We start from the raw sequence: 15,897 nt of genomic DNA on the forward strand, positions 1-15,897 counted from the left end.
AAAAACAACCTCTACCTTCGCGGGGGAGGTTATTTTTTTGGAAGGGAGGAAAAAGAGATGAAAATGACAAGTAAAAAGATGAAAGACGAGTTAATGAAGAAATTATCTCGACCAGAATGGGACTTTCATTATGATAGTGAGAAAGAAGTTCTTCGTATTGAACAAATAGACTCGAAAAAAGGTATTAACGTATCACTTCCAGGAGTAGTTGCAAAATGGGAAGTGAACAAAGAAAAAGCGATTGAAGAGGTCGCTTATTACGTACAAGAAGCGCTAATTGCAATGCATAAAGAAGAAAATAGCACGGCGAAAATTTTACCTGTTATTCGCTCTACTTCTTTCCCGAAACAATCAGAAGAAGGAAATCCGTTTCTTATGACGGACCATACGGCGGAAACACGTATTTACTATGCGCTAGATTCTAATAAAACGTATCGATTAATTGATGAGCACTTATTGCAAAAATTAGAGCTTACAGAGGAACAAGTACGTGAAATGGCATTATTTAATGCTCGCTCATTAGGCTATGAATTTAAGCAGGACACAGTAGCCGGTAATACATTCTACTTTTTAAACACAAATGATGGATACGATGCGAGTCGTATTTTAAACGAATCGTTACTACACTCGATGCGTGAAAAGATCTCTGGTGATATGGTTGTTGCAGTTCCTCACCAAGATGTATTAATTATTGCTGATATCGTCAACGAAATCGGTTATGATATTATTGCACAAATGACAATGAAATTTTTTGCCGAAGGGCATGTTCCGATTACATCACTTTCATTCGTATATGAAGATGGGGACTTCGAACCAATCTTTATTTTAGCGAAGAATCGGAAGAAGACAGATGGAAAAGAGAAAGGATGAACGAAGTGAACGTTTTTTACAACCTTGAAGGAATTGGTGACACTTTAATTGTTACCTTACAAGATATTACTTTAGAAAACCGTACATTTGACCGCAAAGGAGATGTTGCTCGCGTTTATGATCGTGAAAGCAACGTAACAGGAGGATTCAACATCTTTAATGCGTCTTCTTATGTAGAAGTAACAGACAACGGAAACGTTACATTAACGAAAGAATTTGTTGAAAAAATTAACGACATTTTAGCAAAGAACGGCTTTGAAGAAAAAGTAGAAGCTGATTTCACGCCGAAATTTGTTGTAGGCTATGTAGCTGAAAAAGAGAAGCATCCAAATGCTGATAAATTAAACATCTGTACAGTGGAAATCGGTACAGAAACATTACAAATCGTATGTGGTGCACCAAACGTTGATGCAGGACAAAAAGTTGTTATTGCAAAAATCGGTGCTGTAATGCCAAGTGGTATGTTAATTAAACCAGCTGAACTTCGCGGTGTTCCTTCTTCTGGAATGATTTGCTCTGCACGTGAATTAGAGCTTCCAGATGCTCCAGAAGAAAAAGGTATTCTTGTATTAGAAGACAGTTTTGAAGTTGGACAAGAATTTAAATTTTAATTGATATTAGAAAAGTAGTCTCGCATACGTGAGGCTATTTTTTTTTGTGCGGAATTTCTAGTATTGTAACGTTTCCTCTCAAAATCTATATTGTATTTTAAAAATAGATTAGGTAAAATTTAGAAAAAAGAAGGGGATAGACGTATGAAACAACAACCAAAAATTGCAGAACTTCTGAAACGAATTGAAACTTCAAAACAGCAAGATATCGAGTTAGGTTCCTATGAAATATATTTATTTAGCGAAGATGAATTAGAAAAAGGACAAATCGGTTACCGATATGATAAACATAAAAATTCATTAATAAGCAATGAAAGTGGAAAATGGAAGGAAGGATGGATTGTTATCGGATATGAAACGGACATGGGGGACCCTGTTTTCGTTAATGTAGATGAAGATATTTATCCTGTTTATACAGCTGAGCGCGGTACGGAAACGTGGCAACCGATTTATATCGGAAATATGGATGATATTATAAAAATACTATAAGAAAATGCTTTGATCCCGGTGCAAAGTGATAGGAGAGAAAAATGAAGTATATAAAAATAATGTGCGCTATTGCAGTCATTGGAATATATATGGGAGGTTGTTCACAAGAACAACCGAAAAAAGAAACAACATCTTCTGTACAAGAAAAAAACAACGATAAAAAAGAAGACGCACCGGTAGAAAAGCAGCAAGAAGAACAAGAAAAGAAAGAAGAACCGCAAGCAATTCAAACGAGTGAGCAAGCAGAGCCTAAGCAGGAGGAAGTGCCGATCCCAGAAAAGAAAGAAGCAGTCCTACCTGCGCAGCAAACTGAACAGCCCGTACAAAATAATGAACAAAAAGTAGAGAGTAATGAGAAACAAGAGAAGTTTCTCGTCGTTATTGATCCGGGGCATCAACAAAAAGCGAATTTAACTTTAGAGCCAATTGGTCCAGGAGCAACTACGCAAAAATATAAAGTAACAGACGGAACAACGGGAGTTGTAACGAAAAAGAGGGAATCAGTTCTTGTATTAGAGATGGCTTTTATATTGAAAGAAAAACTGGAAGCAAAAGGTATACAAGTATTGATGACAAGAACGTCACATGAGGTTGATATAAGTAATAAGGAACGAGCGACATTCGCGAATGATCATAAGGCGAATTTATTTTTACGTCTTCACGCGGATGGTTCTGAAAATCCAAACCAAAGTGGGTTCGCTGTATTGACGCCAGCAGAAGGAAATCAATATACGAAAGAAATCTATGCTGAAAGTCTTCAAGTCTCTCAAACAATTGTAAACAAAATGAGGGGAAATCATCAGGTGAAAGTAAATGGAATTAAATTTCGAGATGACCTTTCTGGATTTAATTGGTCGAAAGTACCTGGAGTACTATTAGAACTCGGATTTATGTCAAACCCAGAAGAAGACAAAAAATTATCAGACCCACAGTATGTAAATTCTTTATTACAAAGCGTGACGGATAGTGTAGATGAATATCGGAAAAATAAAGCTTAAATTGCAGTCTTATATGGAAGGCTGCTTTTTTCTATATACAAAACACTCGTAAATTAGAATATTATGGATAAAGTTAATATGCTTAATTTTACCTGCACTTTTTGCCGAATACTGATACAATAAAGGTTGTTACTATTTAGTAGAAAGAGTGGTAAGCATGTTAGATTGGATGAAAAAGCTGTTTAACAAAGAGGAAGAAAAAACAGCGATGAATAAAGAAGTACCAAAGCAAATTGCAAGTCAGCCGAAAATTCCTCGTGTAAACCACTACACTGAAGCAAGAGAAGCACAAATGGCAAGTCGGAATGCAGGGAAATGTCGTTTTCCACTAATACCAGATAATGGCTTCGATGAGGAGGATGTAAGAGAACTGCCTAACTTTGAAGAACAACCTATTCAAAGAGGAACATATGAAGAACAGCCTACTCAAAGAGGAATAAAAGTGGAAAGAAGCAGACGACCGTATGTGGAAACAGAAGCACCTACATATGAGGAACCGGAATTGCAATATGAACCGGAACTGGAACCAGAGCCTGTCGTGAAAAAAGCATTCGTACCGTCGCAAGAAAGTAACCGTAGACCATTTCGCCCAACAGAAATGATTTCTCCGATTTATGGATATAACCGTCCTTCAGTAGAAACGAAGGTTGTGCAGGAGGAAGAAAAGGAAAGAGAAGATCTTGAAATATCTGTTGAAGGAAAAGCTGTTGTTGACGCATGGTTAGAGAAAAAAGGATATACATTATCTGACTTTTCGGGAATTCTACAAGGAAGTTCATCTGTTAAGAACGGAGTGAACGAACGAAGTAATAAAGTAGAAGAAAAATCGGTTGTGGATGCATGGTTAGAGAAAAACGGTTACGAAGTTGAACGTCAAACCCCTTCATTAGAAGAAAGCCTAAGTGATGATTTGCTTCATAAAACAGTAGGACAGCATGTGGAAGAAGAGGCTACAATTGTACAAGCCTTGAAGCAGGAGCAAGATGTAGTGGCGTTATCATCTACAGAAGATAACGAAGAAACTTTACAAGAAGAGTCAATAGATTCTAAAGTAGAGCATGTGTATTCGATATTAACAGAAGAAAATGAATGTAATACAGAAATAGAAGAAACTGTTGCTGAAGTTGCAGCAAATCAAGTCGAAGAAGAAACCTTAGAAGATGTAGTGATTGTAAAAGCAGATGAAAAGCTTGAAGAAACAATTACTATAGAAATACCAGATGCTTTTGAAGAAGAAGTGGAATTAGAAGAATCTAAAGAAGCAGAAGAAGTTGTGGAGTTAGAGGAATCTAAAGAAGCAGAAGAAGTGGAATTAGAGGAATCTAAAGAAGCGGAAGAAGTTGTGGAGTTAGAAGAATCTAAGGAAGCAGAAGAAGTGGAATTAGAGGAATCTAAAGAAGCGGAAGAAGTTGTGGAGTTAGAAGAATCTAAGGAAGCAGAAGAAGTTGTGGAATTAGAAGCATCTAAAGAAGCAGAAGAAGATGTGGAGTTAGAAGAATCTGAGGAAGCAGAAGAAGATGCGAAGTTAGAAGAATCTGAGGAAGCAGAAGAAGAAGTGGAGTTAGAAGAATCTAAGGAAGCAGAAGAAGTGGAATTAGAGGAATCTAAAGAAGCGGAAGAAGTTGTGGAGTTAGAAGAATCTAAGGAAGCAGAAGAAGTTGTGGAATTAGAAGCATCTAAAGAAGCAGAAGAAGATGTGGAGTTAGAAGAATCTGAGGAAGCAGAAGAAGATGCGAAGTTAGAAGCATCTAAAGAAGCAGAAGAAGAAGTGGAGTTAGAAGAATCTAAGGAAGCAGAAGAAGATGTGGAGTTAGAAGAATCTGAGGAAGCAGAAGAAGATGCGGAGTTAGAAGAATCTGAGGAAGCAGAAGAAGAAGTGGAGTTAGAAGAATCTGAGGAAGCAGAAGAAGTTGTGGAGTTAGAAGAATCTGAGGAAGCAGAAGAAGTTGTGGAATTAGAAGAATCTGAGGAAGCAGAAGTTGTGGAATTAGAGGAATCTAAAGAAGCAGAAGAAGTTGCGGAGTTAGAAGAAGCAGAAGAAGCTGTGGAATTAGAGGAATCTAAGGAAATAGAATCAGTTACGGAATTCGCATTAGAGGAAACACCGCAAGAAGAAGTAATTGAAGAAACGATGAATACAGAGTCGTTAGAAAATATAGCAGTTGAAGAGCAACCAGTGATTTCTCAGCAAGAAACAATTGAGTTCATGGGAGAAAGTGAAGTATTCGTACCAGTTTCAGAAGCAGATGAGCAAACGAAGAAAGATGTTCAAAGCTTTGCGAATGTTTTAATTGAAGAAGCTGATGAAAAGAAACAAGTTGTTGAAGAACAGCCTGCTGCACAAAAAGAAGAGCCGAAACGTGAGAAAAAGCGTCATGTTCCATTTAACGTTGTCATGTTAAAACAAGACAGAAAGAAGTTAATGGAAAGACATGCGGTAAGAACGAACGTAACGCAATCTACTGTCGGTGAACGAGTAACGGAAAAACCAATGCAGCAAGTGGTAGTGGAAGCCCAAGTGGAAGAAAAGCCAATGCAACAAGTAGTGGTAGAAACCCAAATGGAAGAAAAACCAATGCAGCAAGTGGTAGTAGAAGCCCAAGCGGAAGAAAAACCAATGCAGCAAGTAGCGGTGGAAGCCCAAGTGGAAGAAAAGCCAATGCAACAAGTAGTGGTAGAAACCCAAATGGAAGAAAAACCAATGCAACAAGTGGTAGTGGAACCGCAAGTGGAAGAAAAACCGATGCAACAAGTAGTGGTGGCTGAACAAGTACAAGAGCCAATTTCAAATACGGAAGTACAAGAGAAAGCATATGTTGTAAATCAAAAAGAGAACGATATGCGCAACGTACTACAAACGCCACCGAAGTATGAACTTCCGCCATTAACGTTGTTGGCGATTCCACAGCAGGCAGCATTAGATAATACGGAGTGGCTAGAAGAACAGGAAGAATTATTAAATACGACATTTAATAATTTCCATGTTGGAGCACATGTTATTAACGTGTCACAAGGGCCGGCGGTAACTCGTTTTGAAGTACAACCAGACCCAGGTGTGAAAGTAAATAAAATTACAAATTTAAGTGATGATATTAAGTTAAGTTTAGCTGCGAAAGATATTCGAATTGAAGCACCAATTCCAGGGAAGAGTGCAATTGGAATTGAAGTTCCAAACAAGGAAAGTAAGCCAGTATTCCTGCGTGAAATTTTAAGAAGTCCTGTATTTACAAAGAGCGAATCACCGCTTACAGTTGCGCTGGGGCTTGATATTTCAGGTGATCCAATTGTAACGGATATTCGAAAAATGCCACATGGACTTATTGCGGGTGCAACTGGTTCAGGGAAAAGTGTGTGCATTAACGCGATTTTAACGAGTATTTTATATAAAGCGAAGCCGCATGAAGTGAAGTTGATACTAATTGATCCGAAGATGGTTGAGCTTGCACCATACAATTCTGTTCCACATCTTGTAGCACCTGTTATTACTGACGTAAAAGCAGCTACAGCTGCGTTAAAGTGGGCGGTTGAAGAGATGGAACGTCGTTATGAATTGTTTGCTCATGCTGGTGCTCGTGATTTAACTCGTTACAATACGATTGTAAGTGGGAGAGAAATCCCAGGTGAGACATTACCTTATATTGTAATCGTCATTGATGAGTTAGCGGACTTAATGATGGTTGCTCCTGGTGATGTTGAGGAAGCGATTTGTCGTATTGCACAAAAAGCTCGTGCTTGTGGTATTCACTTATTAGTTGCGACGCAGCGTCCATCTGTAGACGTTATTACAGGTTTAATTAAATCAAACATTCCAACGCGTATTGCGTTTACAGTATCATCTCAAGTTGATTCGCGTACGATTATCGATATCGGGGGCGCGGAGAAATTACTTGGCCGTGGTGATATGCTATTTTTAGGAAACGGCACATCTAAACCAGTTCGTGTACAAGGTGTATACGTATCAGATGATGAGATTGAAAGAACAGTTGATCATGTGAAAAAGCAAATGAAGCCAAACTACTTATTTAAGCAAGAGGATTTATTAGCAAAATCAGAGCAGAGTGAGTCTGAAGATGAACTATTTTTTGATGCATGTCAATTTGTTGTAGAGCAAGGGGGGGCGTCCACATCTTCTGTACAGAGAAAGTTCCGCATAGGTTATAATCGCGCGGCACGTCTAATTGAAGAGATGGAGTCGCAAGGGATTATTTCTGAAGCAAGAGGAACGAAACCGAGAGAGGTCCTTATTTCCGAGGATGAATTTGCCGCTATGCAGGAAACGAATGTATAGTAAACGGTTTTGCTGTATACTAAGAGAAAATGTTGGATAGTAAAGTAGGGAGTAAAGCGACATGAAAGAAATTGAATTAAAATTAAAAGGTGAAATAAATCGACTAACAAATAAAACATTTAAATTTGATGAACGTGTTGGAGAAGGCTGGTTCTCTGCCGTTTACTTTTTAAAAACTAGAGAAATTATTGAAGAATTTCGCCCGAAAAGTGTTGTAACAATGCAGTTTTTCCAAAAAGAACATTCAGTTCTTTGCGGAGCAGATGAGGTAATCGCATTGCTACAAACATTCGCCAAAAATCCTGAGAAATTAGAAATTCATTCTTTAAAGGATGGCGATAATATTAGTCCGTTTGAAACAGTTTTAACAATTCATGGTCCTTATGAATACTTCGGCTTTTTAGAAGGTGTAATTGATGGGATTTTAGCTCGTCGTACATCAGTTGCGACAAACGTATATAACGTTGTCCAAGCTGCACGTAGTGTAGATAAAGAAAAACCGGTTATTTTCATGGGAGATCGTGACGATCATTATACTCAACAAGCTGGTGACGGCTATGCGGCATACATCGGAGGTATGAGCGCACAAGCGACGCATGCAATGAATGAATGGTGGGGCAGAAGTGGTATGGGGACGATGCCTCACGCTTTAATTCAAATGTTTAATGGCGATGTTGTTGAAGCAGCAAAGGCATATCATAAAAAATTCCCAGAAGATGAATTAGTCGTACTAATTGATTATAACAATGATGTCATTACAGATGCACTTCGCGTAGCGCGTGAATTTGGATCAACATTAAAAGGTGTACGTGTCGATACGTCTCGTACAATGATTGATCAATACTTCATTCGTCACCCAGAAGTACTTGGAACATTCGATCCACGTGGTGTAAATCCATCACTTGTATTTGCACTTCGTAAGGCTCTTGATGAGGAAGGGTTCCAACATGTAGATATCGTTGTAACTGGTGGGTTTGATGAGAAGCGTATTCGTGAATTTGAAGCTCAAAATGTTCCTGTCGATATATACGGAGTAGGAAGTAGCTTATTAAAAATGAATATTGGTTTTACTGGTGATAACGTAGAATTAGATGGAAAACCAGAAGCAAAAGCTGGTCGTAAATACCGTCCAAATTCACGTCTAGAGCGTGTTCAATTAGAAACAAAAGAAGATATGTAAAAGCGAGAAAAACTGATAGGTGATTGACCCTATCAGTTTTTCTGTTATCATAGTATAGCGGCTTGTTTTTTGCTATAATAAATGTGTTATGGACATAAAAAAAGTACGTACGAGTTTATCACTGATAAGTGAATATAAAAAGAAATTCACTGCATCAGAAATGTATGATGATTACCAAAATAAGAAAAGATTCATATACTGTCTTATAGATAGGCCGTTGTATTAGTTCGAAATGTTGGAGGTTCTTTAAGATGACAGTTTACCATTTTGTAGGAATTAAAGGAACAGGAATGAGTTCATTAGCACAAATTCTTCATGACATGAAGCATACTGTTCAAGGGTCTGATTATGAAAAGCGTTTCTTTACACAAACAGCATTGGAAAAGCGTGGTATTTCCATCCTTCCTTTTGATAAAAATAATATTAAAGAAGGACAAGTGATTATCGCGGGAAACGCATTTCCTGATACGCATGAAGAAATCGTAGCAGCAAAAGAATTAAATATCCCAGTACATCGTTATCATCACTTCTTAGGTGACCTTATGAATCAGTACACAAGTGTTGCAGTAACTGGTGCACATGGAAAAACATCAACTACAGGTTTGTTAGCCCATGTAATGCAAGGCGCACACCCAACATCTTACCTTATTGGAGATGGAACTGGGCATGGGGTAGAAAATAGTAAGTATTTTGTATTTGAAGCTTGTGAGTATCGTCGTCATTTCTTGTCTTACTATCCAGACTATGCAATCATGACAAATATCGATTTCGATCATCCAGATTATTTTGCAGACATCAATGATGTATTTAATGCATTCCAAGAGATGGCATTGCAAGTGAAAAAAGGTATTATTGCATGTGGTGATGATGAAGAACTTCAAAAAATTCAAGCGAAAGTACCTGTTATTTTCTATGGATTTGGAGAAGATAATGATTTCCAAGCACGTAACATTCAAAAGAGAACTGATGGTACTATATTCGATGTATTCGTTCGTAATACGTATTATGACACGTTCAAAATTACAGGATACGGCGATCACAGCGTATTAAATGCATTAGCAGTTATCGCGCTTTGCCATTATGAAGACGTTGATGTAGAAGCGGTTAAACATCAACTAACAACATTTGAAGGTGTTAAACGTCGCTTTAATGAAAAACCGATGGGAGAGCAAGTTATCATTGATGACTATGCACACCATCCGACAGAAATTAATGCAACGATTGAAGCAGCTCGTCAAAAACATCCAGAGCGTGAAGTTGTCGCTGTATTCCAGCCACATACATTCTCACGTACAGAGAAATTTTTAGATGAGTTCGCAGAAAGCCTAAGTAAAGCTGACCAAGTATACTTATGTGATATTTTCGGATCAGCACGTGAAAACAAAGGTGAATTAACAATTGAAGATCTGCAAAAACGTATCGATGGCGCAGAGCTGATTACAGATACAACAACAGAGGTATTAAAGAAACATAAACACGGCGTTCTTATTTTCATGGGCGCAGGTGACATCCAAAAATTCGAAGCAGCTTACGTAAAAGAAGTTCAAGTTGCAGAGAAGTAAGAAAAAAGACGCATAGCTATGGCTGTGCGTCTTTTTTGTGCTGTTGTGGGTGTACAGCGTTGTCGAATCTAGTCGGTAAGCCGATATATTTCAAAAAATGTTGATATATTATGGTGCATTTCTTTAGTTTTAAATGTTAGAATAATAAGAAAAATGAAAAGGGGCTAAAAAACATGTTCACACTCCGAGTAGATGACGAAATCGAATTACAACTATTAGAAAAACATCATAAAGAGGGACTATATGAATTAATAGATCAAAATCGTAATCATTTAAGAAGATGGCTTCCGTGGGTAGATGGGACGAAATCTGCTGCTGCTTATGATGATATTTTTCCGATGTGGTTAAAGAAATTTGCAGAGGGAGATGGGTTCGAGGCTGGCATACGTTATAAAGGAAAGCTCGTTGGGATGGTAGGTATTCATCCAGTGATCTGGGGTAAGAAAGCTACGAGTCTTGGATATTATCTTGCAGAAGATGCTGGCGGAAAAGGTATTATGACGCGAAGTGTGAAGAGTGTGCTTCATTATGCATTTGAAAATTTAAAGTTGAATAAAATTGAAATTCGGTGCGGTGTTGAAAATGCGAAAAGCCGTGCAATCCCAGAACGTTTAGGGTTTAAGTTAGATGGAATTTTACGAGATGAAGAATGGGTGTATGATCATTTTCAGGATATTGCTGTTTATAGTTTACTAGCTTCAGAATGGAAGGATATTCGATGAACGAGAAGATTTGTATTATGCCATATGAAAGTAAGTTTCAAGATGAAGTAGTAGATCTCATTGTTCATATTCAGCAAAAAGAATACAATGTCCCAATTACGAAAGAAGAGCAGCCTGACTTACTTGAAATAGAAACGTTCTATCAAAGGGAAAACGGAAACTTTTGGGTAGCAACTTATGATGGTAAAGTAGTTGGAACGGTAGCTTTATTAGATATTGGGAAGCATCAAGTAGCGTTAAGAAAAATGTTCGTGAAGAAAGAGTTCCGCGGAAAAGAATGGGGTGCATCAAGTATGCTACTTCAAACAGCAATTTCTTGGGCGAAGGAAAAGAAATTGGAAGAAATTTATTTAGGAACAACAGTTAAATTTCTAGCAGCACACCGTTTCTATGAAAAGAATGGTTTTCAAAGCGTGAGTATAGAAGAGCTGCCAAAAAGTTTTCCAGTGCTAGAAGTAGATAAGAAATTTTATAGGTATACTGTTTAAAAAGGTCATTCATAAATGGCCTTTTTTTATGAACTAAAATGGAAAATATAGTATAATTTAGATTAGGGGGTGTGGGTATGAACTTTCCAATTCAGAGAAGTAAGTTAGGAATAATTTTCGTTAGTATAACGTTAGCTTTTATGGTGATATATCCAATAGTTATGTTCTTTACAAGAAAAGGGGATTGGGCTTCAGCTCTAATTGGGATGGGATTATGTTTTATTGTAAATGTCCCTCTCGTTTGGGAAATGTTCATTAAAAAACATAAAGTGGAAAATGGTATTTTAAAATACGGAATTTTAAATGACGACGTTGTATTAAAAGATATAAGAGTTGTTCGTCAAGTTGGAAAATCATTTGAGATTACAACGAATGCGTATAAAGTACATATGATTGCGATGCCGCAAGATCCGGATGAATTTTTGGCGTTTATCGCGAAAGAAAATCCATATGTAAAAATAGAAATGGTAGGTAAGAAATGAAATATATAAAATCTTTATCCCGCATTAACGGGCAGTAAGAATCCCACCTCAAAATTCGGCTGGAGCAAAGAAGTAAGGTGGGAGATCAACTGCCCGTAAACGCCCGATTGGTGAGGGCTAATAATCAGTGGGGGATGAACAAAACCCCCACTGATTAAAGTTTCACTTTATTTTGTTTGGAAATTTTGCTAGTGCTGGCTATTTGCACTAGAGTATATATTAAATGGGAGCTACCTTTATATGTCCCAATATTAATAGGTACTATCGCAGTGACGCTTTTATTTTATTTTCATTTTCAGCAAACAAAAAGTGATAAAAGTAGTTCTATATAGTGCAGGGGGATTAGAAATGAAAAAAATTTATATGTTGTTTTTGTTTCTGCTAACCACATCTATTCTTTTAATAGGATGTAGTGCGAAGAAAGAAAAGTCTGATGTTAGCTTAGAAAAGGCACAAAAAATTGAAATAGAATCGCTTATTGATTCGAGCGATAAAAAACAATTACCGATAAGAAAGAAATCACAAAGTTGTTTGAATCAATCAAGATGAATGAGTGGGAAATGGAATCGGCTCCTATGGATACTCCGCAAGGGAAAACGTTTAAAATGTATCAAGAGGATACACCGAAATTATTGGATTCGAGTAAAGATAAAAAAGAGTTACATGAAATTGGTACTATGACAGTATATAAAGATGTCCCTTATGTTGAGGTTGAATTGAAAATTAGTAAAATAAAAAATAAAAATAGTTTTAAAGTACCAGAAGATGTAGCTAAAAAATTATTAGAGTATTAATGAAAAAGCGCTCGGGATTCTATCCGAGCGCTTTTCATATTATTTTAAGTTCTCTGGGTTTAAAGCTTCTAGTTCAGTTACAACGAAGCGTCCGTCTTTACGGATTAGTACGTCGTCGAAGTAAATTTCGCCGCCGCCATATTCAGGGCGCTGAATGCATACTAAATCCCAGTGGATGTTAGAGTTGTTGCCGTTCCATGCATCGTCATAAGCTTGTCCAGGTGTGAAGTGGAAGCTGCCATCGATTTTTTCATCGAATAGAATGTCTCCCATTGGATGTAAGATGTATGGGTTTACGCCGATTGCGAACTCACCAACGTAGCGTGCGCCTTCGTCTGTATCGAAGATTTTGTTAATGCGCTCTGAATCGTTTGCAGTTGCGTCAACGATTTGGCCATTCTCAAATTTAAGTTGTACATTTTCAAATGTATAGCCGTTGTAAGGTGATGGTGTGTTATAAGAAACTGTACCGTTAACAGAATCGCGAACTGGTGCAGAGTATACTTCACCATCTGGAATGTTTAAATGACCTGAGCATTTAATAGCTGGAATGTCTTTAATAGAGAATGTTAAGTCAGTCCCAGGTCCAGTTAAGCGAACCTTATCTGTTTTATTCATTAATGTAACAAGGCTATCCATTGCCTTATCCATTTTACCGTAATCTAAGTTACATACTTCGAAGTAGAAGTCTTCGAAAGCTTCTGTGCTCATTTTAGCAAGCTGTGCCATAGAAGCATTTGGGTAGCGAAGAACAACCCAGCGTGTTTTCGGAACACGGATGTCTCTATGAACCTTTTTACCAACTGTTTGGCCGTGAACTTTCATACGTTCACTTGGAACGTCGGCTTGTTCGTTAATGTTATCGCCAGAGCGAAGGCCAATGTAAGCATCCATATCTTTCATTACACTAGCTTCATATGCAGCGATTTGTTCGAAATGTTCTTCAGTAGCACCCATTAATAAAGAGCGATCTACTTGATGATCTTTTAAAGAAACGAATGGGAAACCACCAGCTGCATATGCTTCTTTTACAAGTGCTGTTACAAGTTCTTTTTGTAAGCCAAAGTTTTCAATTAATACTTTCTCACCTTTTTGTAAGCGGATAGAGTAGTTAATTAAATTGTATGCTAACTTTTCAATACGTGGATCTTTCATATGTAAAGCCTCCCTACTAATTATGTATCCTCACCTATTGTAACCTACTTAGTGGAATTTGTTGAATGATTTGTGTTAAAGTTAACGAATAAGTATGAAAATTCTAATGAAAAGATAGGGATTAGAACGAAACGGAAAATGATTGTATAATAAGAGAAAGTATGAAAAAGATAAAGGAAGTGATGAAATGCAAGTTCTTTTATATGTAAGTGCGGCTATTATTGCAGTTGCTTTCGCTGTATTAGTAGTGTATGTATGCAGAACGTTGTTATCGGTTCAGAAGACGTTAGAAAATGTTGCAAGTACGTTAGAAGGTTTAGAAAAGCAAATGCAAGGAATAAGCGTAGAGACGGAGCAATTATTACATAAGACAAATGCGTTAGCTGATGATATTCAACAGAAGTCACAGTCGCTAAATAAAGTAGTAGAAGGTGTAGATGGAATCGGAACGACGATTCACTCTTTAAATACGAAGCTTCGCAACGTTTCAGAGTCTGTTACAGACGAAATTGAAAATAATGCAGATAAAGTGGCACAAGTTGTACAGTGGAGCAGCGCAGCAATTGAAGTATACAATCATTACCGTACTACGAGACAAGAGAAGAAGATTGAAAAAGAAGAGCGTAAACTTGAGAAAGCTGAGCAGAAGGCTGAAAAGAGAGAGAAGCGCTCTAGAATTCGCATGAGAGGTGAGTAATGATGAGTATGATGAAGATTGAAACAATTGAAGAACTTGAAGCGTTAGTAGAAAAGAATGAGCCTTACGTTCTTTTTAAACATAGTACGACATGCCCAATTAGTCACGGTGCATATACAGAGTTTCAAGCGTATTGCGGTGAAGAAAGAGAAGTGCCAGCATATTACTTATACGTACAAGATGCGAGAGATGTTTCGAACCATGTTGCAGAGCAGTACAGCACTAAGCATGAATCTCCGCAAGTGCTATACATAAAAGATGGAATGGTAGTATGGCATACATCGCATTGGAATATTAAAAAAGAAGCTTTAGAAGAGAATGTAAAATAGGGGGAGGCAAGCGCAGAGCTTGCTTCTTTTTTATTTTGTTGCAATATATTTAATGGTACACTATAGATACATTAAAACTAAGTAAATTGACTTTTGAAAGTGGGTTTTAAGCAATGAAGAAAATGGCGTTATGCATCGCAAGCTTAAGTATATTACTGGGGGCTTGCAGCAATAATACTATTGAGAAGAAAGATGAAGTTGTACAGAAAGATACGAAAGAAAAAAGTATGATTCCAAGAACTGCTGTTTCTAAGGATTACTATAGAACTGTTATTCCTTTAAAAGAACAAAAGGTAATTAATACAGTTAATGTTAAAACTAATTCTAAACTAGATTTAGCAGAATATGAAAATGGTTTAATGGATATTGCTTCAAAACAATTCGATACAGAAAATTACGTATTACAATTAAATCAATATATTCCAGAGAAAACAATTGATGAATTAGTTACGAAACAAGAAGTACCAGTTTTGACTAATATTATAGAACAGGACTACTTCGGCAAACAGAATTCAAATGAACTAAGCTTATCTGGTGTTGTTATTGGTTTATCTATGTCTTCAAGTGTATCTAATGAGGAAGCTATTTCTAAAGGTACTGAAGTCGCTAAGGGGCTTATAGAAGCTATTAATAAAAATGATAAATATAACAAATCTCCAATTACATTTGCTATATTCAAGCAAGAAAGTACAAGTTCTTTAAAGAATGGTACTTATATTTCAAGCGCTACTGTTCAAAAGAACGAGACTAACCTTGGGAATTGGGATACTATTGATGAAAAGTCGTATTCGTATCCTTCTCAAGAATTTGAGGGGGTACATGGAGAAGATAATGATAAGCTAAAGAAATTTTCTGAAGCAATGAAGGCATTTTCTTCAGGAGATTATATCCCTGTTAATGCTAAGATTTCTTATAAGCAAAATAAGATGGATAAATTAAAGATGGATATTGTCGTTAAATATAATGGTAAGTCAGAATTAATGGCACTCTCTCAAATGGCTGCTCAAAGTATGTTAGAACAATTTCCTAAAGATGCTAAAGTTCAATTACAGATAAAGTCCGAGAATAAAATCGGGGTTGTTATTATAAAAGAGAAGAACAGCGATAAACCGTTTGTTTCTTTCCTATAAAATAAAAAAGACAGTTTTTAAGCTGTCTTTTTTATTTTATAAATTTTCCGCAGTTCAATGAGTTTATGAAAGAATTAAAAGCATTCGGAAGTAAATTATAAA

The 15,897-nt window shown here is 36.9% G+C and carries 14 protein-coding genes and 1 pseudogene; 14 read left to right on the top strand and 1 reads right to left on the bottom strand.

The genetic code is table 11. From position 1 onward, the window contains the following. The first annotated feature begins 57 nt into the window (after positions 1–57). The 11 genes and pseudogenes from ACE38F_RS05440 (at position 58) to ACE38F_RS05490 (ending at position 12,484) form a co-directional block, all read left to right on the top strand. Positions 58–870 carry a DUF1444 domain-containing protein gene (locus tag ACE38F_RS05440; RefSeq protein ID WP_215557566.1) on the top strand — a complete coding sequence of 271 codons (813 nt, stop codon included), beginning with the start codon at positions 58–60 and terminating at the stop codon, positions 868–870. Then, a complete protein-coding gene (gene ytpR / locus ACE38F_RS05445; protein WP_341305585.1) occupies positions 867–1,481 on the top strand; it encodes a YtpR family tRNA-binding protein in 615 nt (204 codons plus the stop codon). Before ACE38F_RS05440 ends, ytpR begins: the two co-directional genes overlap by 4 nt. A 144-nt stretch (positions 1,482–1,625) precedes the next feature. Beyond that, a complete protein-coding gene (locus ACE38F_RS05450; RefSeq protein WP_375370032.1) occupies positions 1,626–1,970 on the top strand; it encodes a thiamine transporter in 345 nt (114 codons plus the stop codon). 41 nt (positions 1,971–2,011) lie between these two features. Further along, positions 2,012–2,968, top strand: coding sequence for an N-acetylmuramoyl-L-alanine amidase (locus ACE38F_RS05455; RefSeq protein ID WP_375370031.1), 957 nt, complete (start codon positions 2,012–2,014; stop codon positions 2,966–2,968). 157 nt (positions 2,969–3,125) lie between these two features. Continuing rightward, on the top strand, positions 3,126–7,256 hold the full coding sequence (locus ACE38F_RS05460) for a DNA translocase FtsK (RefSeq protein ID WP_462782396.1): 4,131 nt from the start codon (positions 3,126–3,128) through the stop codon (positions 7,254–7,256). A 61-nt stretch (positions 7,257–7,317) separates the two neighbouring features. After that, complete coding sequence (locus ACE38F_RS05465; RefSeq protein ID WP_215554439.1) at positions 7,318–8,436, top strand: nicotinate phosphoribosyltransferase; 1,119 nt, start codon at positions 7,318–7,320, stop codon at positions 8,434–8,436. 251 nt (positions 8,437–8,687) lie between these two features. Further along, positions 8,688–9,998, top strand: coding sequence for a UDP-N-acetylmuramate--L-alanine ligase (gene murC / locus ACE38F_RS05470; protein ID WP_215554438.1), 1,311 nt, complete (start codon positions 8,688–8,690; stop codon positions 9,996–9,998). A gap of 173 nt (positions 9,999–10,171) precedes the next feature. Next, positions 10,172–10,720, top strand: coding sequence for a GNAT family N-acetyltransferase (locus tag ACE38F_RS05475; protein ID WP_215554437.1), 549 nt, complete (start codon positions 10,172–10,174; stop codon positions 10,718–10,720). After that, positions 10,717–11,208, top strand: coding sequence for a GNAT family N-acetyltransferase (locus ACE38F_RS05480; protein WP_375370029.1), 492 nt, complete (start codon positions 10,717–10,719; stop codon positions 11,206–11,208). Before ACE38F_RS05475 ends, ACE38F_RS05480 begins: the two co-directional genes overlap by 4 nt. A 77-nt stretch (positions 11,209–11,285) precedes the next feature. Then, complete coding sequence (locus ACE38F_RS05485) at positions 11,286–11,690, top strand: PH domain-containing protein (RefSeq protein ID WP_375370028.1); 405 nt, start codon at positions 11,286–11,288, stop codon at positions 11,688–11,690. A gap of 348 nt (positions 11,691–12,038) precedes the next feature. Beyond that, positions 12,039–12,484: pseudogene (locus ACE38F_RS05490) on the top strand (hypothetical protein). A 39-nt stretch (positions 12,485–12,523) separates the two neighbouring features. Here the strand turns inward: ACE38F_RS05490 and ACE38F_RS05495 are convergent. Beyond that, positions 12,524–13,639, bottom strand: a complete 1,116-nt coding sequence (locus ACE38F_RS05495) for an aminopeptidase (RefSeq protein WP_002034367.1) — start codon at positions 13,637–13,639, stop codon at positions 12,524–12,526. Between the two features lie 187 nt (positions 13,640–13,826). On the opposite strand from ACE38F_RS05495, the gene ACE38F_RS05500 reads away from it, so the two are divergent. From ACE38F_RS05500 to ACE38F_RS05510, 3 genes are all read left to right on the top strand, one after another. Then, a complete protein-coding gene (locus ACE38F_RS05500; RefSeq protein ID WP_050551549.1) occupies positions 13,827–14,336 on the top strand; it encodes a DUF948 domain-containing protein in 510 nt (169 codons plus the stop codon). Between the two features lie 2 nt (positions 14,337–14,338). Beyond that, positions 14,339–14,665 carry a bacillithiol system redox-active protein YtxJ gene (gene ytxJ / locus ACE38F_RS05505; protein WP_375370027.1) on the top strand — a complete coding sequence of 109 codons (327 nt, stop codon included), beginning with the start codon at positions 14,339–14,341 and terminating at the stop codon, positions 14,663–14,665. 113 nt (positions 14,666–14,778) lie between these two features. Beyond that, positions 14,779–15,795 (top strand): CamS family sex pheromone protein, encoded by a 1,017-nt coding sequence (locus ACE38F_RS05510; RefSeq protein WP_375370026.1) that lies wholly within the window; start codon positions 14,779–14,781, stop codon positions 15,793–15,795. The last annotated feature ends 102 nt before the right edge of the window (positions 15,796–15,897 follow it).

The sequence above is a fragment of the Bacillus altaicus genome, assembly GCF_042136375.2.
Classification (GTDB): domain Bacteria; phylum Bacillota; class Bacilli; order Bacillales; family Bacillaceae_G; genus Bacillus_A; species Bacillus_A cereus_U.